12 protein-coding genes, 1 tRNA gene and 1 rRNA gene are annotated in these 20,067 nt (G+C 71.6%); 10 read left to right on the plus strand and 4 right to left on the minus strand.

The genetic code is table 11. The annotated features are described in order from the left end of the window. Positions 1-138 precede the first annotated feature (138 nt). Both rrf and ABZ924_RS27465 read left to right on the plus strand, forming a co-directional pair. Positions 139-255, plus strand: a 5S ribosomal RNA gene (gene rrf / locus ABZ924_RS27460). A gap of 5 nt (positions 256-260) precedes the next feature. Next, positions 261-336, plus strand: a tRNA-Thr gene (locus ABZ924_RS27465). Positions 337-447: 111 nt separating this feature from the next. On the opposite strand, the gene ABZ924_RS27470 is transcribed toward ABZ924_RS27465, so the two are convergent. Next, positions 448-2,973 (minus strand): SpoIIE family protein phosphatase, encoded by a 2,526-nt coding sequence (locus ABZ924_RS27470; RefSeq protein ID WP_361915177.1) that lies wholly within the window; start codon positions 2,971-2,973, stop codon positions 448-450. A gap of 228 nt (positions 2,974-3,201) precedes the next feature. On the opposite strand from ABZ924_RS27470, the gene ABZ924_RS27475 reads away from it, so the two are divergent. The 8 genes from ABZ924_RS27475 (at position 3,202) to ABZ924_RS27510 (ending at position 17,149) form a co-directional block, all read left to right on the plus strand. Beyond that, positions 3,202-8,748, plus strand: a complete 5,547-nt coding sequence (locus ABZ924_RS27475) for a HAMP domain-containing protein (RefSeq protein ID WP_361915180.1) — start codon at positions 3,202-3,204, stop codon at positions 8,746-8,748. Between the two features lie 274 nt (positions 8,749-9,022). Next, positions 9,023-9,703, plus strand: a complete 681-nt coding sequence (locus ABZ924_RS27480; protein ID WP_361915183.1) for a response regulator — start codon at positions 9,023-9,025, stop codon at positions 9,701-9,703. A 177-nt stretch (positions 9,704-9,880) separates the two neighbouring features. Further along, positions 9,881-12,697, plus strand: coding sequence for a DNA translocase FtsK (locus ABZ924_RS27485; protein ID WP_361915186.1), 2,817 nt, complete (start codon positions 9,881-9,883; stop codon positions 12,695-12,697). A 223-nt stretch (positions 12,698-12,920) separates the two neighbouring features. Beyond that, entirely contained in the window at positions 12,921-13,820 is a 900-nt protein-coding gene (locus ABZ924_RS27490) for a RodZ domain-containing protein (protein ID WP_361915188.1), read from the plus strand. Between the two features lie 114 nt (positions 13,821-13,934). Further along, positions 13,935-15,419 (plus strand): 30S ribosomal protein S12 methylthiotransferase RimO, encoded by a 1,485-nt coding sequence (gene rimO, locus ABZ924_RS27495; RefSeq protein ID WP_361915191.1) that lies wholly within the window; start codon positions 13,935-13,937, stop codon positions 15,417-15,419. After that, complete coding sequence (pgsA, locus tag ABZ924_RS27500; RefSeq protein ID WP_361915194.1) at positions 15,416-16,072, plus strand: CDP-diacylglycerol--glycerol-3-phosphate 3-phosphatidyltransferase; 657 nt, start codon at positions 15,416-15,418, stop codon at positions 16,070-16,072. Before rimO ends, pgsA begins: the two co-directional genes overlap by 4 nt. 86 nt (positions 16,073-16,158) lie before the next feature. After that, entirely contained in the window at positions 16,159-16,659 is a 501-nt protein-coding gene (locus ABZ924_RS27505; protein WP_361915239.1) for a CinA family protein, read from the plus strand. Between the two features lie 109 nt (positions 16,660-16,768). After that, positions 16,769-17,149, plus strand: coding sequence for a helix-turn-helix transcriptional regulator (locus ABZ924_RS27510; RefSeq protein ID WP_030301503.1), 381 nt, complete (start codon positions 16,769-16,771; stop codon positions 17,147-17,149). A gap of 438 nt (positions 17,150-17,587) precedes the next feature. Here ABZ924_RS27510 and ABZ924_RS27515 read toward each other — a convergent pair whose 3' ends face one another. From ABZ924_RS27515 to ABZ924_RS27525, 3 genes are all read right to left on the minus strand, one after another. After that, positions 17,588-18,355: an SDR family NAD(P)-dependent oxidoreductase gene (locus ABZ924_RS27515; protein WP_361915197.1), complete on the minus strand. Its 768-nt coding sequence runs from the start codon at positions 18,353-18,355 to the stop codon at positions 17,588-17,590. A 36-nt stretch (positions 18,356-18,391) separates the two neighbouring features. Further along, the gene (locus ABZ924_RS27520; protein ID WP_361915200.1) at positions 18,392-19,192 is read right to left on the minus strand and encodes a DNA-formamidopyrimidine glycosylase family protein; all 801 of its coding nucleotides are present in this window, start codon (positions 19,190-19,192) and stop codon (positions 18,392-18,394) included. 139 nt (positions 19,193-19,331) lie between these two features. Next, positions 19,332-20,009 carry a hypothetical protein gene (locus ABZ924_RS27525; RefSeq protein ID WP_361915202.1) on the minus strand — a complete coding sequence of 226 codons (678 nt, stop codon included), beginning with the start codon at positions 20,007-20,009 and terminating at the stop codon, positions 19,332-19,334. Between the last annotated feature and the right edge of the window lie 58 nt (positions 20,010-20,067).

Raw genomic sequence — 20,067 nt, forward strand, 5'->3', positions numbered from 1 at the left:
AAGCCCGGTAACGGGTGGAGCTGACTGGTACTAATAGGCCGAGGGCTTGTCCTCAGTTGCTCGCGTCCACTGTGTTAGTTCTGAAGCAACGAACACGCCCCCCTACGGGAGGTGCGGCGGTTCGTAACTTCATAGTGTTTCGGTGGTCATAGCGTTAGGGAAACGCCCGGTTACATTCCGAACCCGGAAGCTAAGCCTTTCAGCGCCGATGGTACTGCAGGGGGGACCCTGTGGGAGAGTAGGACGCCGCCGAACAACCCGCCCTTTTAGCTCAGTCGGTAGAGCGTCTCCATGGTAAGGAGAAGGTCAACGGTTCGATTCCGTTAAAGGGCTCCAGAGAAAAGGCCCCCGCCACATGGTGGGGGCCTTTTTTGTTGCCCTTTTTGCCGTCCGGTTTCGTAGGAACGCTACGGCTGCGTGGGGGCCGCCGTGCGGCCCCCACGGGGGTCAGTGGCCCGTGCGCTGGTGGGGGACGCGGAAGGCCAGGATGGCCATGTCGTCCGACGCCGGCTCGGCCGCGAAGCGTTCCACCGCGCGCAGGACACGGGCGGCGACCGCGCCGGCCGTGAGGCCCGTGCAGGTGGTGAGGACCTCCGTCAGGCCGTCGTCGCCCAGCATGCGGGTGCCCTCGCGGCGTTCCGTCACACCGTCCGTGACGCACAGCAGGACGTCTCCCGGGTCGAGGGTGAGGCTCTGCTCGTACAGCTCCAGGTCGTCCAGCACACCCAGGAGGGGCTGCGGGTCCGCGGCCGGGACGACGCGGCCGTCCGGGCGCAGGCGCAGCGGCAGGGGGTGGCCGGCGCAGACGACCTTCATCAGGGCGCCGCCGTCCGGCTGCGGGTGCAGTTCTCCGTAGAGGAGGGTGAGGAAGCGGCTGCGGGCCCCCTCGTCCAGGATCGCCGCGTTGAGCCGCTCGAGGACCGCGGGGCCGCCGAGGCCTTCGCGGGCGAGCAGCCGCAGGGCGTGCCGGGCCAGGCCGGTGACGGCGGCGGCCTCCGGGCCCGTACCGCACACGTCGCCGATGGCGAAGCCGTAGGCGCCGTCGCGGATCGGGAAGACGTCGTAGAAGTCGCCGCCGACCTCGTTGCCCTCGCCGGCCGCCCGGTAGATGACCTCGACCTCCATGCCGGGGATGGCGGGGGAGCCGGGCGGGAGGAGGCTGCGCTGCAGGGAGCGGCTGATGGCGGTGCGCTCCGAGTAAAGGCGGGCGTTGTCCAGGGCGAGCGCGGCGCGGCGGGAGAGGTCCTCGGCGAGTTCGAGGATCTCCTGGCGGAAGTGCTCCTCGGACGGCTTGCCGAGGGTGAGCATGCCGATCACGCGGTTGCGGGCGAGCAGCGGCAGGACAACCGTCTCGCCGCCGACGGCCGTGGCCGCCGTGTGCCAGGGGCGGGCGCCGGCCTCGCGGACCGGTTCCGGCGGGCTGACGCGGGACAGGAGGGCCTTCAGGCCGTCGATGCGTTCCTCGTCCTCGTGCAGGACGTACGAGAGATAGGGGTCCGAGGACTGGTCGGCGATCGTGTAGACGGCGCACCAGGTGGCGAGGGTCGGGACGGTCATCTGGGCCATGAGGGCCAGGGTCTGGTCCCGGTCGAGGGTGCCCGCCAGCAGGTCGGAGGCCTCGACGAGGAAGGACAGCGAGCCGCGGCGCAGGCGCTCGAGCTCGCCCAGGCGCGCGGATTCGACGGCCAGGGCGATGCGGTCGGCGGCGAACTGCAGGCGCAGGGCCTCGGCGTTGGAGTAGCGGCCGGGGTTCTCGGCGGCGACGCCGAGGGAGCCGGTGAGGCGGCCCTCGACCTTCAGCGGGACGGTGACGACGGAGCGCATGCCGGTGGCGTCCAGCAGCGGGACGGCGCCGGGGACGGCGGTGAGGTCCTCGTGGACGGCGGGCATGCGGGCCGAGCCGTAGCGGTTGGTGCCGGCCTCGACGGGGACGCGGGCGAAGCGCTGGCGGGTGGAGGGCAGGCCGGTCGTGGCGCGGACCTCCAGTTCCGTTTCGTCGTCGGTCGCGAGGAGGAGGAACGCGGCGTCGGCGTCGAGCATGTCGCGGGCGCGTTCGACGGTGCGCTGCAGGAGGCCGTCGAGGTCGTCGGGGGCGGGGGAGCCGATGAAGACCTCGAAGGGGTCGGCGGGGCGGGCCTCGGTGAGGGGCACGCTGTCGGAGGTGGGGACCCGGACCGGGGTCTGGAGCAGGGCGCGCTCGTCGTCGTGGACGAGGAGGCAGACGATGGACGGTTCGCCGTGGGCGTCGCGGACGCGCAGGTGGGAGGCGTAGACGGGGATGACGCGGCCGTCCGCGCCGCGGATGCCGTAACTGCCCTCCCAGCGGGACAGGCGCAGGGCCTCGGCGATGCCCGTGCCGGTGCCGGGGGTCTGCGGCCAGGCGGCCAGTTCGGCGAGGGGGCGGCCCAGGGCCTTGCCGGCGGGGTAGCCGAAGATGTGCTCGGCGTCCTCGTTCCAGGCGGAGATGCAGTCGGCGGCGTCGATCTGGATGACGGCGACGCGGACGCGGCTGTCGGCGAGGGGCAGCAGGCGGTCGGGGACGACGGGCCCGGCGGAACGCGTACCGACCGGCCGGTCGGGGAGGTCGAGGCGGAACCAGACGTGCTTGTGGGTCGCGGTGTACTCGACGCCCCAGCGGGTGGCGAGGGCGGCGCAGAGCATCAGGCCGCGGCCGCTCTCGCGGTCGGCGTCGGCGTACGGGCGCTCGCCGGGGTGGCGCAGGGGGAGCTCGCGCTCGGGGTAGCGGTCGGCGATCTCGACGCGGACTCCGTCCTCGGTGCGCAGGCACAGGACCTCGGCGCGGGTGCCGGCGTGGACCACGGCGTTGGTGACGAGCTCGCTGGTGAGCACGACGGCGTCGTCGACGATGTCCGCGAAGCCCCAGCCCTGGAGGGTGTCGCGGACGAAGACGCGGGCGGCGGCGACCGACCGCCCTTGGGGATCGAAGCTGGCAGCCGCCCGAGCCGTGATCACGTGTCTCCTTCGACGCGGTGGGACATCGGATGCCAGGTTACTTACCTTCGCGGGCGGCAGGGGCAGTCGTGGGGGATTCCACCCGCAGGGTGCGGGCAGTGTGCGATGGTGCCGAAGTGTTATGGCCGGGTTCCGCCGGGGTGAAACACTGGGCAGGATCCGGTTGCCCGGCGCGTGACGTGCCGGGGTGCCGGTGGAACGGCGGTCGACCCTTTCGGGAGGGACACGGTGGAGTCTGGCGCAGCGGTGCGGCGTACGGGAACGCGCCCGAAGGGCGGGCGGTCCCGCCGGAACGGCACGACGGAGGTCGATACCGCCGCCCTGAACCGGCTGCTCACGGCCCTGGTGTCGATGCGGGACGGGAACTTCCGCAAGCGGCTGACGGTATCCGGCGACGGGGTGATGGCGGAGATCGCCGCCGTCTACAACGAGGTGGCCGACCGCAACCTGCACCTGACGGGTGAGCTGTCGCGGGTCCGGCGGATGGTGGGCCGCGAGGGCAAGTTGAGCGAGCGGCTGGAGACGGGTGCCTGCGAGGGCTCCTGGGCGGCCGCGATCGACGCCTCGAACCAGCTGGTGGACGATCTGGCGCGGCCGGTGTCCGAGGTGGGCCGGGTGCTGTCGGCGGTGGCCGAGGGCGATCTGGACCAGCGGATGGACCTGCGGACGCTGACGGACGACGGGGCCGGGCATCCGCTGCGCGGGGAGTTCCTGAAGGTCGGGCGTACGGTCAACAACCTGGTCGACCAGCTGTCGGCGTTCACCGACGAGGTGACGCGGGTGGCGCTGGAGGTCGGGACCGAGGGCAAGCTCGGCGGCCAGGCGCAGGTGCGCGGTATGTCGGGTTCGTGGAAGGACCTGACCGACTCCGTCAACACGATGGCGTACCGGCTCACCGCTCAGGTGCGTGACATCGCGCTGGTGACGACGGCGGTGGCCAAGGGCGATCTGTCGCGCAAGGTCACGGTGCACGTGGCCGGCGAGATGCTCCAGCTGAAGAACACCGTCAACACGATGGTGGACCAGCTGTCCTCCTTCTCCTCCGAGGTGACGCGGGTCGCCCGGGAGGTGGGTACGGAGGGCGAGCTCGGCGGCCAGGCGAAGGTGCCCGGGGTCGCGGGCGTGTGGAAGGACCTGACCGACTCCGTCAACACCATGGCGGGGAACCTGACCGCGCAGGTGCGCGGGATCGCGCAGGTCACGACGGCGGTCGCCAACGGCGACCTGTCGCAGAAGGTGCGGGTCAGCGCGCGCGGCGAGGTGGCGCAGCTGGCCGAGACGATCAATCAGATGACGGAGACGCTGCGGACCTTCGCGGACGAGGTCACGCGGGTGGCCAGCGAGGTCGGTGCCAAGGGTCTGCTGGGCGGTCAGGCGCAGGTGCCGGGTGCGGCGGGCACGTGGAAGGACCTCACCGATTCGGTGAACACGGTCTTCCGCAACCTGACCACGCAGGTGCGGGACATCGCGCAGGTGACGACGGCGGTGGCGAACGGCGACCTGTCGCAGAAGGTCACCGTCGATGTGGCCGGCGAGATGCTGGAGTTGAAGAACACCGTCAACACGATGGTGGACCAGCTCCAGTCCTTCGGTGCGGAAGTGACCCGCGTGGCCCGTGAGGTGGGCGTCGAGGGCGAGCTGGGTGGTCAGGCGCAGGTGCCGGGTGCTGCGGGGACGTGGAAGGACCTCACCGATTCGGTGAACACCGCCTTCCGCAACCTGACGGGCCAGGTCCGCAACATCGCGCAGGTGACGACGGCGGTGGCGAACGGCGACCTGTCGCAGAAGGTCACCGTGGACGTCTCCGGCGAGATGCTCCAGCTGAAGAACACCGTGAACACCATGGTGGACCAGCTGTCGTCGTTCGCCGACCAGGTGACGCGGATGGCCCGGGACGTGGGTACGGAGGGCCGCCTCGGCGGTCAGGCCCGCGTCGAGGGGGTCTCGGGCACCTGGAAGGAGCTCACCGACTCGGTCAACTTCATGGCCGGGAACCTGACCTCGCAGGTGCGCCAGATCGCCCAGGTGACGACGGCGGTGGCGCGCGGTGACCTGTCGCAGAAGATCGACGTGGATGCGCGCGGGGAGATCCTGGAGCTGAAGAACACCATCAACACGATGGTGGACCAGCTGTCGGCCTTCGCCGAGCAGGTGACCCGGGTCGCGCGCGACGTGGGCACCGAGGGCCGCCTCGGCGGCCAGGCCCAGGTGCCGGGCGTGGCCGGCGTGTGGCGGGACCTGACCGACTCGGTGAACGGCATGGCCGGGAACCTGACCTCGCAGGTGCGCAACATCGCCCAGGTCGCGACGGCGGTGGCGCGCGGTGACCTGTCGCAGAAGATCGACGTGGATGCGCGCGGGGAGATCCTGGAGCTGAAGAACACCATCAACACGATGGTGGACCAGCTGTCGAACTTCGCCGAGCAGGTGACGCGGGTGGCCCGCGAGGTGGGCACCGAGGGCATCCTCGGCGGCCAGGCGGAGGTGAAGGGGGTCTCCGGCACCTGGAAGGACCTCACGCAGTCCGTCAACTTCATGGCGAACAACCTGACCTCGCAGGTGCGCAACATCGCCGAGGTGACGACGGCGGTGGCGACGGGCGACCTGTCCAAGAAGATCACCGTCGATGCCAAGGGCGAGATCCTGGAGCTGGTCACGACCGTCAACACGATGGTCGACCAGCTGTCGTCGTTCGCGGAGCAGGTGACGCGGGTGGCCCGCGAGGTGGGCTCCGAGGGCATCCTCGGCGGCCAGGCCCGGGTGCGCGGGGTGACGGGCATCTGGAAGGACCTCACCGACAACGTCAACCTGATGGCGAACAACCTGACGTCGCAGGTCCGCAACATCTCCCAGGTCTCGGCCGCGGTCGCCAACGGCGATCTGACCAAGAAGGTGACGGTGGAGGCGCGCGGCGAGGTCGCGCAGCTCGCGGACACGGTCAACACGATGGTCAAGACGCTGTCGTCGTTCGCGGACGAGGTCACGCGCGTGGCCCGCGAGGTGGGCACGGAGGGCCGCCTCGGCGGCCAGGCCCACGTGCCGGGCGTGTCGGGTACGTGGAAGGACCTCACGGACTCGGTGAACTTCATGGCCTCCAACCTGACCGGTCAGGTGCGGCAGATCGCCATGGTCACGACCGCCATCGCCAAGGGCGACATGACCAAGAAGATCGACATCGATGCGCGCGGCGAGATCCTGGAGCTGAAGACCACGATCAACACGATGGTGGACCAGCTGTCGTCGTTCGCCGACCAGGTGACGCGGGTGGCCCGCGAGGTGGGCACCGAGGGCATCCTCGGCGGCCAGGCCCGGGTGCGCGACGTCGACGGCACCTGGCGCGACCTCACGGAGTCGGTGAACGAGATGGCCGGGAACCTGACCCGGCAGGTGCGGGCGATCGCGGCGGTGGCCACGGCGGTGACCCGCGGCGATCTGAACCTGAAGATCGACGTGGACGCGTCGGGCGAGATCCAGGTCCTCCAGGACAACATCAACACGATGATCGCCAACCTGCGCGACACCACCTTGGCCAACAAGGAGCAGGACTGGCTCAAGGGCAACCTGGCGCGCATCTCGGCGCTGATGCAGGGCCGCCGGGACCTGGACGACGTGGCCTCGCTCATCATGAGCGAGCTGACGCCCGTGGTCTCGGCGCAGCACGGGGCGTTCTTCCTCGCGATGCCGTCCGGGGGGACCACCGAGATCGGGACCGAGGGCGGTCCGGACGGTGCGTACGAGCTGCGGATGCGCGGCAGTTACGCGTACGCGGGCGGTCAGGTGCCCACGGCCTTCCGGCCGGGGGAGGGGCTGATCGGGACGGTCGCGGAGGAGAAGCGGACGATCCTGGTCGAGAACACCCCGCCGGGCTACCTGAAGATCTCCTCGGGGCTGGGCGAGGCGCCGCCGGCGCACGTGATCGTGCTGCCGGTGCTGTTCGAGGGGAAGGTGCTCGGTGTGATCGAGCTGGCGTCGTTCCAGCCGTTCACGCAGATCCAGAAGGACTTCCTCAGCCAGATCGCCGAGATGATCGGTACGAGCGTCAACACCATCAGCGTCAACTCCAAGACCGAGATGCTGCTCAAGCAGTCGCAGGAGATGACCGAGCAGCTGCGCGAGCGCTCCGACGAGCTGGAGAACCGGCAGAAGGCGCTCCAGGCGGCCAATGCGGAGCTGGAGGAGAAGGCGGAGCTGCTGGCCCAGCAGAACCGGGACATCGAGGTGAAGAACACCGAGATCGAGGAGGCCCGGCAGGTCCTGGAGGAGCGTGCCGAGCAGCTGGCGGTCTCGATGCGCTACAAGTCGGAGTTCCTGGCGAACATGTCGCACGAGCTGCGCACGCCGCTGAACTCGCTGCTGATCCTGGCGAAGCTGCTGGCGGACAACGCCGAGGGGAACCTCTCGCCGAAGCAGGTGGAGTTCGCCGAAACGATCCACGGGGCGGGCTCGGACCTGCTCCAGCTGATCAACGACATCCTCGACCTGTCGAAGGTGGAGGCGGGGAAGATGGACGTCTCCCCGACGCGGATCGCCCTCGTCCAGCTCGTGGACTACGTGGAGGCCACGTTCCGGCCGCTGACCGCGGAGAAGGGCCTGGACTTCTCGGTACGGGTCTCCCCGGAGCTCCCGGCGACGCTGCACACCGACGAGCAGCGGCTGCTGCAGGTGCTGCGGAACCTGCTGTCGAACGCGGTGAAGTTCACCGACACCGGGGCCGTGGAGCTGGTGATCCGTCCGGCGGGCGCCGACGTGCCGGCCGCGATCCGGGAGCAGCTGCTGGAGGCGGGCTCGCTGCGCGAGGCCGATGCGGACCTGATCGCGTTCTCGGTGACGGACACCGGGATCGGGATCGCGGCGAGCAAGATGCTGGTGATCTTCGAGGCGTTCAAGCAGGCGGACGGGACCACGAGCCGCAAGTACGGGGGCACGGGGCTGGGGCTGTCCATCAGCCGGGAGATCGCCCGGCTGCTGGGCGGGGAGATCCACGCGGCGAGCGAGCCCGGCCGCGGGTCCACCTTCACGCTGTACCTGCCGCTGCACCCCAGCGAGCTGCCGCCGCAGGGGTACGCACCGCCCACGCCCGGCGGCGGCCGGGCCGAGGGGCACCGCCGGCACGTCCGGCACGTGGACGCAGGGCGCCCGGTGCTGCCGTCGCTGCCGCCGGTGCCGGTGGTGCCGGTCTCCCTGGCCCCGGTGCAGCCGCAGCCGGTGCGCCAGCCGGTGCAGTCCGCCGACGGGCAGCTCGGGCAGGGCGGGGCGGCGCTGTTCCGGCGGCGCCGCAAGGCGCTGAGCGACCTGGAGCCGCGCACGGCGGTGCCGGGGCAGCCGAACGCGGTGGGCGCCGAGGACGGGTGGCTCGGCCCGGAGGAGGAGCTTCCGGCGACGCCGCGGACGTACGACTTCCGTGGTGAGAAGGTGCTCATCGTCGACGACGACGTGCGCAACGTGTTCGCGCTGACGAGCGTGCTGGAGCAGCACGGGCTGGCGGTGCTGTACGCCGAGAACGGCCGGGAGGGCATCGAGGTCCTGGAGCAGCACGACGACGTGACGGTCGTGCTGATGGACATCATGATGCCGGAGATGGACGGGTACGCCACGACTGCGGCGATCCGGCGGATGCCGCAGTTCGCGGGGCTGCCGATCATCGCGCTGACGGCGAAGGCGATGAAGGGGGACAAGGAGAAGGCGATCGACTCCGGGGCTTCCGACTATGTGACCAAGCCGGTTGACCCGGACTACCTCCTGTCGGTGATGGAGCAGTGGATGCGCGAGAAGTGACCGCCGCGTGAGCGCCGCGGTACCAATTGCTGACTGACTGTGGCGAAACGGGTGTGGGAGGGCACAGGACGGGGAACCTTCTGCTCCCCCACACCGTTTCTGCTTCGTGCACAGTGACATCTTGGTGACAGGGTGTGGCGATCTCGGGACTGGGGCTACGATGACCGGCACAAGGACGGACGGCGCAAGGATGCCGTCCTCTGGGGCGGGGCCCGGCGTACGGGCCGGCGCCAGGAGCCGGGGAGGCCCCATGCCGGGGCGAGGAGGACAGGGCATGGTGCAGAAGGCCAAGATCCTCCTGGTCGACGACCGGCCGGAGAATCTGCTGGCGCTGGAGGCCATCCTCTCCGCGCTCGATCAGACACTGGTCCGGGCGTCGTCGGGGGAGGAAGCGCTCAAGGCGCTGCTGACGGACGATTTCGCGGTCATCCTGCTGGACGTGCAGATGCCGGGCATGGACGGGTTCGAGACCGCCGCGCACATCAAGCGGCGCGAGCGGACCCGGGACATCCCGATCATCTTCCTCACCGCGATCAACCACGGTCCCCACCACACCTTCCGCGGGTACGCGGCGGGCGCGGTGGACTACATCTCCAAGCCCTTCGACCCGTGGGTGCTGCGGGCCAAGGTCTCGGTGTTCGTCGAGCTGTACACCAAGAACTGCCAACTGCGGGAGCAGGCCGCGCTGCTGCGGCTCCAGCTGGAGGGCAGCACGGCCGGCGCCGAAGGGGCCGGGGAGACGGCCGGGCTGCTCGCCGAGCTCTCGGCGCGGCTCGCGGCGGTCGAGGAGCAGGCCGAGGCGCTGACCAAGCAACTCGGCGAGGAGGCCGCCGATCCGGCGGTCGTGGCGACCGCGGCCCATCTGGAACGCAAGCTGACCGGGCTGCGCCGCGCCCTCGACGCCCTGGAGCCCGGGGCCGGCGGGCCGGCGCCGGTGCTGCCCGCGCAGAACTGACCGCGTCCGCGCGGGGGCTGGGCCCGGGCGGTTCTTCGTACGGGCCTTCGTACGCGCCCCGGCCGGCCGGCCCTGGTGTCTGGCGGTCCGTCAAAGCGCCGACACGGCGGGCGACACGAACGGGTGAAGGGGTGGGCACGCGTGTCCACCGCCTCGCACACCGGTAACCTCGGCCCCATGGCCTCACGTACGTCCGGCAAGGGTTCCCCGAACACCGCGGGCACCGCGAAGGGCCGCACCGGCCGTACGACGGCGCCCGCGAAGAAGGCGGCTCCCGCGCGCGGGCCGGCCGCCAAGAAGGCGGCGCCCGCCAAGCGCGCGCCCGTCAAGAAGGCGCCGCCCAAACCCGCGCCCTCCCCGACCGGCGGCGTGCTGCGGCTGCTGCGCGCCCTGTGGCTCGGCTGCGCCCACGCGGTCGGCGCGGTCTTCCGCGGGATCGGCCAGGGCGCCAGGAACCTGGACCCGGCCCACCGCAAGGACGGCGTCGCACTGCTGCTGCTCGCCCTCGCGCTGATCGTGGCCGCGGGCACCTGGTCGAACCTGAGCGGGCCCGTCGGGGACCTGGTCACCATGCTGGTCACCGGTGCCTTTGGGCGGCTGGACCTGCTCGTCCCGATCATCCTCGGCGTGATGGCGGTGCGCTTCATCCGCCATCCCGACCAGCCCGACGCCAACGGGCGCATCGGCATCGGCCTGTCGGCGCTGGTCATCGGGGTGCTCGGCCTCGTGCACATCGCCTGCGGGGCGCCCGGCCGGGACGAGGGCACCACCGCGATGCAGAACGCGGGCGGGCTGGTCGGCTGGGCCGCCTCCAAGCCGCTGATCTTCACCATGGGTGCGCCGCTGGCCGTGCCGATGCTGGTGCTGCTGACGGTCTTCGGGCTGCTCGTGGTCACCGCGACGCCGGTCAACGCGATCCCGCAGCGGCTGCGGCGGCTCGGCATCCGGCTCGGGATCATCGAACCGAACGAGTACGACGGGCAGGGCGCGGAACACGAGGAGTACGGGGAGCCCGAGGGCACCGCCGGCCGGCCCGGCCGCCACGACCCCGAGCAGTGGCGGGCCCGCGGCGCGGGCGCCCCCGGGGCCGGTCCCGCCGACGCCGCCGAGCAGGAGGCCCTCGCCCGCAGGCGCCGGCCGCGGCGCTCCGCGGCCCGGCCGGCCGGCGAGCGGGAGATGGACGCCGTCGACGTGGCTGCGGCGGCCGCCGCCGCGCTGGACGGCGCCGTGCTGGGCGGGCTGCCGCCCTCGCCGCTGGTCGCCGACCTTACCCAGGGGATCTCCACCCGGAGCGAGGGCGCCGAGACCACCGCCCCGGTGCCGCCCGCCCGTGCCGAGCAGCCCCAGGCCCCTGCCGCGCCCGCCGCCCCGGCTGCCGCGCGCGCCGCAGCCGCGGCCGAGGCGCCGCACGGCGCCACCGCCGCGGCCTCCGCAACGCCGGCCGTCCCGGACCTGACGAAGGCGCCGCCGGAGCCCCAGCCGCTGCCGCCCCGCGCCGAGCAGCTCCAGCTGCGCGGGGACATCACGTACGCGCTGCCCTCGCTCGACCTGCTCGAGCGCGGCGGTCCGGGCAAGACCCGCAGCGCCGCCAACGACTCCGTGGTCGCCTCGCTCACCAACGTCTTCGCCGAGTTCAAGGTGGACGCGGCGGTCACCGGCTTCACCCGGGGCCCGACGGTCACCCGGTACGAGGTGGAGCTCGGCCCGGCCGTGAAGGTCGAGAAGATCACGGCGCTGGCCAAGAACATCGCGTACGCGGTCGCCTCCCCGGACGTGCGGATCATCAGCCCGATCCCGGGCAAGTCGGCGGTCGGCATCGAGATCCCGAACACCGACCGCGAGATGGTCAACCTGGGCGACGTGCTGCGCCTGGCGGACGCGGCCGAGGACGACCACCCGATGCTGGTCGCGCTGGGCAAGGACGTCGAGGGCGGCTACGTCATGGCCAACCTCGCGAAGATGCCGCACGTGCTGGTCGCCGGCGCCACCGGCTCCGGCAAGTCCTCCTGCATCAACTGCCTGATCACCTCGATCATGGTGCGGGCCACCCCGGAGGACGTCCGGATGGTGCTGGTGGACCCCAAGCGCGTGGAGCTGACGGCCTACGAGGGCATCCCGCACCTGATCACGCCGATCATCACCAACCCCAAGCGGGCCGCCGAGGCCCTGCAGTGGGTCGTGCGCGAGATGGACCTGCGCTACGACGACCTGGCGGCCTTCGGCTACCGGCACATCGACGACTTCAACCAGGCGATCCGGGACGGCAAGATCAAGCTGCCGCCCGGCAGCGAGCGGGAGCTCAGCCCGTACCCGTACCTGCTGGTGATCGTCGACGAGCTCGCCGACCTGATGATGGTCGCCCCGCGCGACGTGGAGGACTCCATCGTCCGCATCACCCAGCTGGCCCGCGCGGCAGGCATCCACCTGGTGCTGGCCACGCAGCGGCCCTCGGTGGACGTGGTCACCGGCCTGATCAAGGCGAACGTGCCCTCACGGCTCGCGTTCGCCACGTCCTCGCTCGCCGACAGCCGGGTCATCCTCGACCAGCCGGGCGCCGAGAAGCTCATCGGCAAGGGCGACGGCCTGTTCCTGCCGATGGGTGCCAACAAGCCGGTCCGCCTCCAGGGCGCCTTCGTCACCGAGGAGGAGGTCGCCAAGGTCGTCCAGCACTGCAAGGACCAGATGGCGCCCGTCTTCCGCGACGACGTCACGGTCGGGCAGAAGCAGAAGAAGGAGATCGACGAGGAGATCGGCGACGACCTGGACCTGCTGTGCCAGGCGGCCGAGCTCGTGGTCTCCACCCAGTTCGGGTCGACCTCGATGCTGCAGCGCAAGCTGCGGGTGGGCTTCGCCAAGGCCGGCCGGCTCATGGACCTCATGGAGTCGCGGGGGATCGTGGGTCCGAGCGAGGGTTCGAAGGCGCGCGACGTCCTGGTCAAGGCCGACGAGCTGGACGGCGTCCTCGCCGTCATCCGGGGCGATACCAACTCGTGAAGGATCGGCGGGCAACCGTTTCCCGTGGGCGTGCGTCCAGTTGAGGGAAGTGGTGGAACCCCGGCCCGGCAGCGCGCCGGAGGCGGAGCCGCCGCCGCACCTCCCTTGTCCGCACACACCATTCGGATGGCGTACGGACGACACCCCTCCGGTTGCTCCACCCTTTCGTCACCGCCCTAGACTGGACGTCCAGCAGGTGGCTACACGCTCGAAAGGCGCCCTCGTGTCCATCGGCAACTCCAACTCCCCCGAAGATGAGCGTCCTTCGACCGACGACCGGTCCGAGGACCGCATCATCGAACGTTCTTCCGACGAGTCGTCCATCGGTGCGACCCTGAAGAAGGCCCGGATCGCCGCCGGGCTCACCGTCGACGAGGTCAGTTCCACCACGCGCGTGCGCATCCCGATCGTGCACGCCATCGAAGCTGACGATTTCACGCGGTGCGGCGGCGACGTCTACGCCCGCGGGCACATCCGTACGCTGGCGCGCGCCGTCCACCTCGACCCGGTACCCCTGGTCGAGGCCTACGACGCGGCCCACGGCGGGCGGCCGTCCCCCACTCCCGCCGCTCCCCTGTTCGATGCGGAGCGGATCCGGCCCGAGCGGCAGCGGCCGAACTGGACCGCCGCCATGGTCGCCGCCATCGTCGCCGTGATCGGCTTCGTGGGCTTCACGGCCTTCGGCGGCGGCGAGGGGAAGGCCAAGCGGCCGGTGGCGGAAGGTTCCGCCTCCCCGCAGCCCCCCAAGCAGTCCGCCGGCAAGCCGGCCGCGCAGCCCCAGCCCCGGCAGAGCCCGGCGGCGCCCAAGCCGGAACCCTCCGACAGCGCCATCGCCGCCGCGCCCAAGGACATCGTCACGGTCGTCCTGACGGCCACCGACGGCGAGAGCTGGATCTCCGCGAAGGACCACAGCGGCCGCCTGCTCTACGACGGGACGCTGAACGTGGGCGAGTCCAAGACCTTCACCGACAAGGAATCGATCGACCTCGTCCTCGGCGACGCCGGAGTGGTCAAGCTTTTCGTGAACGGCAAGGAGATCAAGGACGAATTCGAGCCGGGCCAGGTGGAACGCCTCACATACACCAAGGACGACCCGCGTCCGGGGCAGGCCCAGGCGGGCTGAGCAGCGCAGAATCCCTAATTCCGGATCCCCGGGGTGCCGCATTGCACTCCGGGGATCTTGGTTTACCGGGACTTGGGGCGGGGGTCGGCGTTTGGACAAAGTAGTCTTGAGTCCATGCCCGAACGCCGTACCGTCGCCCTTGTCACTCTTGGCTGCGCCCGTAACGAGGTGGACTCGGAGGAGCTCGCAGGCCGCTTGGCGGCGGATGGCTGGGAGCTCGTCGAGGACGCCGCCGACGCGGACGTAGCCGTCGTCAACACCTGTGGCTTCGTCGAAGCCGCCAAGAAGGACTCCGTAGACGCCCTGCTGGAGGCCAACGATCTCAAGGATCACGGCCGCACCCAGGCCGTCGTCGCCGTCGGCTGCATGGCCGAGCGCTACGGCAAGGAGCTCGCCGAGGCCCTCCCCGAGGCCGACGGCGTGCTCGGCTTCGACGACTACGCCGACATCTCCAACCGCCTCCAGGTGATCCTCAGTGGCGGCAGCGTCGAGGCGCACACCCCGCGCGACCGCCGCAAGCTGCTCCCGATCAGCCCCGCCGCCCGCCAGGACGCCACCGAGGTCGCCCTCCCCGGCCACGCCCAGGAGCCCGCCCCGGCCCCCGCCGACCTGCCCGACGGCCTCGCGCCCGCCTCCGGGCCGCGCGCCCCGCTGCGCCGCCGCCTGGACACCAGCCCGGTCGCCTCGGTCAAGCTGGCCTCCGGCTGCGACCGCCGCTGCTCCTTCTGCGCCATCCCGTCGTTCCGCGGGTCCTTCATCTCCCGCCGCCCCTCCGACGTGCTGGGCGAGACGCGCTGGCTCGCCGAGCAGGGCGTCAAGGAGGTCATGCTGGTCTCCGAGAACAACACCTCGTACGGCAAGGACCTCGGCGACATCCGCCTGCTGGAGACCCTGCTGCCCGAGCTGGCCGAGGTGGACGGCATCGAGCGCGTCCGCGTCAGCTACCTGCAGCCCGCCGAGATGCGCCCCGGCCTGATCGACGTCCTGACCTCGACCCCCAAGGTCGCGCCGTACTTCGACCTGTCCTTCCAGCACTCGGCCCCCGACGTGCTGCGCGCCATGCGCCGCTTCGGCGACACCGACCGCTTCCTGGAGCTGCTGGACACCATCCGCTCCAAGGCCCCCCAGGCCGGCGTCCGCTCCAACTTCATCGTCGGCTTCCCGGGCGAGACGGAAGGCCACTTCGCCGAGCTGGAGCGCTTCCTCACCCACGCCCGCCTCGACGCCATCGGCGTCTTCGGCTACTCCGACGAGGAGGGCACCGAGGCCGTCACGTACGACCACAAGCTCGACGAGGACACCATCGCCGAGCGGCTCGCCCACATGCAGCGCCTCGCCGAGGAGCTCACCTCGCAGCGCGCGGAGGAGCGGATCGGGGAGACCCTGGAGGTGCTCGTCGAGTCGGTCGAGACGGTCGACGAGGAGGGTGACGGAGCCTACGGGCGCGCGGCGCACCAGGCCCCGGAGACCGACGGCCAGGTCGTCTTCACCGACAGCACGGGCCTGGTGCCCGGCCGCATGGTGACGGCGAAGGTCGTCGGCACCCTCGGCGTGGACCTGGTGGCCGAGCCCCTGGACCTCGAGGAGGCGGCCGGATGACAGGAGTCCCGGCATCCGCGGCGGGCGGGACCGGCCGCCGGCCCGTCCCCGGCGCGAAGCTGGGGGCTGCGGCGGTCGATCAGGCCAGCCTGTGGAACATCGCCAACATCCTGACGATGATCCGGCTCGTCCTGGTGCCGGGATTCGTCCTCCTGCTCCTCGCCGACGGCGGGTACGACCCGGTGTGGCGGGCGCTGGCCTGGGCCGCCTTCGCCGTCGCCATGATCACGGACATCTTCGACGGGCACCTGGCCCGTACGTACAACCTGGTCACGGACTTCGGGAAGATCGCCGACCCCATCGCCGACAAGGCGATCATGGGGTCGGCGTTGGTGTGTCTCTCCTGGCTGGGCGACCTGCCCTGGTGGGTGACCGGCGTGATCCTCGGGCGGGAGCTCGGGATCACGCTCATGCGGTTCTGGGTGATCCGCTACGGGGTCATCCCGGCCAGCCGCGGCGGGAAGATGAAGACCCTCGCCCAGGGCACCGCGGTCGGCATGTACGTGCTGGCGCTCACCGGGCCGCTCGCGACCCTGCGGTTCTGGGTGATGGCCGTCGCCGTCGTGCTGACCGTGGTCACCGGTTTGGACTACATCCGCCAAGCCGTGCTGCTGCGGCGCAGGGGCCTGGCCGCCGAGCGGGCCGAGAGGTGACATACGCGGTGGGGGAATCCGCAGGGGCCGAAGGGGCGGCCCGCGGAGCCGCGGAGCCGGCCGCGGGGAGCGGGCCGGTCGCCGCGATCGCGGCGCAGGCGCTGCATCTGCTTGCGGAGAGTGACCAGACGCTCGCTGTGGCGGAGTCGCTGACGGGTGGAATGGTCGCCGCCGAGCTGACGGCCGTACCCGGTGCGTCCCGGTCGTTCCGCGGCTCGGTCACGGCGTACGCGACCGAGCTCAAGCACCGGCTCCTCGGGGTGGACGCCGGGTTGCTGGCCGCCGAGGGAGCGGTGAACCCGCAGGCCGCCGCCGAGATGGCGGCGGGGGTGCGGCGGGCGCTGGGGGCCTCGTGGGGGATCGCGACGACCGGCGTGGCCGGTCCGGATCCGCAGGACGGGCGGCCGGTAGGCACCGTTTTCGTCGCCGTCTCGGGTCCGCAGGGCGAGAAAACCGTCAACCTGAGGTTGAACGGCTCCCGGGAGGAAATCCGTAGGGAGAGTGCACGCACAGTGCTCGAACTTCTCTTGAGCGAACTCCGCGAGAATGTGCGGGGGCAGGATACGGAACAGAACGGGGGGATTTGATGTTTGCAGCCCTGAGTGAACACGACATCGCTCCCCGCACGGCCGCGGCGCGAGGCGGTACGGTGGGGCGTGAAGGATGCGGCTACACGGTCAGAGGAGGGAGCCACCGATGATTCTGCTCCGTCGCCTGCTGGGTGACGTGCTGCGTCGGCAGCGCCAGCGCCAGGGCCGTACTCTGCGCGAAGTCTCCTCGTCCGCCCGAGTTTCTCTCGGCTATCTTTCCGAGGTGGAGCGGGGGCAGAAGGAGGCGTCCTCCGAGCTGCTCTCCGCTATCTGCGACGCGTTGGACGTACGGATGTCCGAGCTGATGCGCGAAGTCAGCGACGAGCTGTCGCTGGCCGAGCTGGCACAGTCGGCCGCGGCAAGCGAACCGGTGACGGTGCCGGTACGCCCGATGCTCAATTCGGTCTCCGTGACCTCGGTCGCGGGTGGTCCGGAGCGGGTGACCATCAAGGCACCTGCGGAAGCGGTGAACGTCGTAGCCGCATGAGCGCGAGTGCGCGAGCCGTGAAGGCATGAGCGTGGCCGGGGCCCCGGTCGGTGTGTGGAGCACCGGCCGGGGCTCCGCGCCGTTCTGGGTGCGGGCCGGCGGGCCGTACGGGAGGATGGAGCCGGTCCGGATCGCGGCCCTGGTCCCGGGAGGAAGCCGTGCGATTACGAGGCACAGCTCCGCTGTGGGCCCTCGCGGTGGCGATGGGCGTGCTCTGGTGCTGGGCCGTGCTGCGGCTGGCGCTGGAGCCCTCCGGGGCCGGGCCCCTGGAGGGCGCGGTGGCCGTCGGCGGATGGGGACTCGGGCTGCTGCCGGTGCACTGCACGCCCCCGGGGCCGGCGCGCAGGGCGGGGTCGGGTGGCTCCATGGGGGCGGACGGTGCCGGGGCGGACGACCCGGGCGCGGACTGCCCGAGCGCGGACTGCCCGGGCGAGGGGGCTACCAGGGCATCGCCACTCCGCCGTTCGGACGCAGGATCTGGCCCGTCATGAACGACGAGGCGTCCGAGGCCAGGTAGAGCACGGCCCGGGCGATGTCCTCGGGCTCGCCGACGCGGCCCAGCGGGGACAGCCGCACCATCATCGCCTCCGTCTGCTCCTGTGCCTCGGGGCTGTGGCGGGCGGTCATGGGGGTGCGGATCCACCCGGGGGCGACGGCGTTGACTCGGATGCCGTGCGGGCCGGCCTCGGTGGCGAGGGTCTTGGTGAGCTGGACCACGGCGGCCTTGGCGGCGCTGTAGCAGAGCAGGCCCGCCTGGGCGGCGTCCACGGCGCCGGAGGCCATGGTGATGATCGAGCCGGGACGGCCGGCCGCGATCATGGCGCGGGCGGCTTCCTGGCAGGTGCGCCAGACCCCCTTGAAGTTGACGTCCAGGACCCGGTCGAGGTCCTCGTCCGCCGTCTCCAGCACGCTGGAGGTGTGCATGATCCCGGCGACGGCCGCGGCGATGTCGAGCGGGCCGGCGGCGGCCACGGCGGCCCGCAGCCCGGCGCGGTCGGTGACGTCGAGGACGTGGACCGCGGCCCGTCCGCCCGCCTTCGTGATCAGTTCCGCCGTCCCGGCGAGGCCGGCCGCGTCGCGGTCCGCGCAGTGCACGGCCGCGCCCGCCTCGGCGAGCAGCACGGCGGTGGCGCGTCCGATGCCTGCGGCGGCACCGGTGACCAGGGCGGTGCGCCCGGTGAGGTCGTACGCAGTGGGTGTGGGCATGCCGGGACCGTACGACCGTATCTGACGGGCCGTCAACTAGGGTGTGGGGCCGGATTGGCAGCGCGGACACCAGTAGGTCGGGCGCCCGTCCTGATCTGCTTCGCGGACGGCGGCGCCGCAGCGCAGGCACGGGCGGTGGGCCTGCCCGTAGACGAAGAGCGCGCGGGTGGGGTGCAGGCTCCTACCGGTGGTCGTGCGGATCCGGCTTTCGCCGATGTTGGCGGCCAGCAGCCGCTGTGCGGCCGCGGCCAGGCGGACCGTGGTGACGGCGGGGTCGGGCAGGTCGCCGACCGGTGTCCAGGGGGTGACCCGGGCCAGGAAGCAGAGCTCGCACTTGTAGATGTTGCCGATCCCGGCCAGGTTGCGCTGGTCGAGCAGGGCCTCGCCGAGGGGCCGCTCGGGGGCGGCCAGGAGGTTGGCGGCGGCCCGGTCGGCGTCCCAGTCGGGGCCGAGGAGGTCGGGGCCCAGGTGGCCGACGACCCGGTCCTCGTCGGCGGTGCGCAGCAGCTCGACGACGGGCAGCCGGTAGCCGACGGCGGTGTGGTCCTCGGTGCCGAGGACGGCCCGGATCTCGTGGACGGGGCCCCCGTGCCACTTGCGGCCGGCGGGGAAGACGTGCCAGGCGCCGTCCATGCGCAGGTGGGTGTGGAGGGTGAGGCCGCCTTCGAAGCGGGCGAGGAGGTGCTTGCCGCGCGGGAGGACCTCCAGGGTGGTGCGCCCGGTGAGGTCGGTGGTGGCCAGGCGCGGGACGCGCAGGTCCCAGCGGGTCAGCTCGCGGCCGGCCAGGGCGGCGTGCAGCCGGGCCGCCGCGCGCCAGACGCTGTCTCCTTCGGGCATGGCCCCATTGTGGCCCCGGAGAACGGGAGGGGGCGCCTGTGGCGGGAGTGGGGATGAAAGGGGTCGAGCCCCTGGGGCGGGATACCGCTCCAGGGGCTCGACGTACGTCGGGTAGGCAAGGGGCCGGTGGGCCCCCTGCTTACTTCCAGACGAGGCCCTTGCCCTTGCTGAGGGAGTTGTACGGGTCGCCCCAGTACTCGGCCGAGGCGACCTTGGTCTGGTCGGACGGGGCCAGCGCGATGGCGCAGCCGTTCGTGCTCTGGCCGTTGGTGAAGCCCTTCGGCAGGGACTCGTGCGGGCACTTCTCGAAGTTGCCGATGACCGCGACGCCCTGGGCCTCGGTGTTGTCGCCGAGGAGGCCCTTCATGTGGCCGACGGAGGCGAAGGACAGGTCGGTGGTGCCGACGTTCTTCACCGTGTAGCGGATGAAGTACGGGACCTTCCCCTTCACCTGGTCGCCGAGCTTGAGCGCGTCCAGGTCGGCCGGGCTGCCCTTCTCGATCGCGGTGACGGTGAGGCCGAGGGTGCCGTCCTTGCTGCCGGACTTGAACGGGATGGTCGCCGTTTCGCCGAGCTTGAAGGTCTGGCCGGACTTGGCCGTGGCGCCCGCGGCACCGCCGGCGGCGGGGGCGTCGGTGCCGTAGCCGCCCGCCGGGGCGCTCGGGCTCGCCGGGGCGGCCGACTGGTCCGCGGCCGGCGCGGAGGAGGCCGGGGCGGCCGGGGCCGCGGGGGTCTCCTCGTTGCCGTTCTTGCAGCCGGTCAGGGTCAGGGTGCCGGCAACCGCCAGGCCGATGACACCGGTCGCAGCTCGTCGCATGTTGCTCACTGTTTCTAGTCCCCCATGTAGGTGCACTTTTGACGTGGCATCGTCACGA

The organism is Streptomyces sp. NPDC046876, assembly GCF_040645035.1.
Classification (GTDB): Bacteria; Actinomycetota; Actinomycetes; order Streptomycetales; family Streptomycetaceae; genus Streptomyces.

Coding starts and splice junctions, on each gene's coding strand:
- ABZ924_RS27480 (WP_361915183.1), top strand. CDS start 9,023: ATGGTGCAGAAGGCCAAGATCCTCCTGGTCGACGACCGGCCGGAGAAT.
- ABZ924_RS27485 (WP_361915186.1), top strand. CDS start 9,881: ATGGCCTCACGTACGTCCGGCAAGGGTTCCCCGAACACCGCGGGCACC.
- rimO (WP_361915191.1), top strand. CDS start 13,935: ATGCCCGAACGCCGTACCGTCGCCCTTGTCACTCTTGGCTGCGCCCGT.
- pgsA (WP_361915194.1), top strand. CDS start 15,416: ATGACAGGAGTCCCGGCATCCGCGGCGGGCGGGACCGGCCGCCGGCCC.
- ABZ924_RS27510 (WP_030301503.1), top strand. CDS start 16,769: ATGATTCTGCTCCGTCGCCTGCTGGGTGACGTGCTGCGTCGGCAGCGC.
- ABZ924_RS27515 (WP_361915197.1), bottom strand. CDS start 18,355: ATGCCCACACCCACTGCGTACGACCTCACCGGGCGCACCGCCCTGGTC.
- ABZ924_RS27520 (WP_361915200.1), bottom strand. CDS start 19,192: ATGCCCGAAGGAGACAGCGTCTGGCGCGCGGCGGCCCGGCTGCACGCC.
- ABZ924_RS27525 (WP_361915202.1), bottom strand. CDS start 20,009: ATGCGACGAGCTGCGACCGGTGTCATCGGCCTGGCGGTTGCCGGCACC.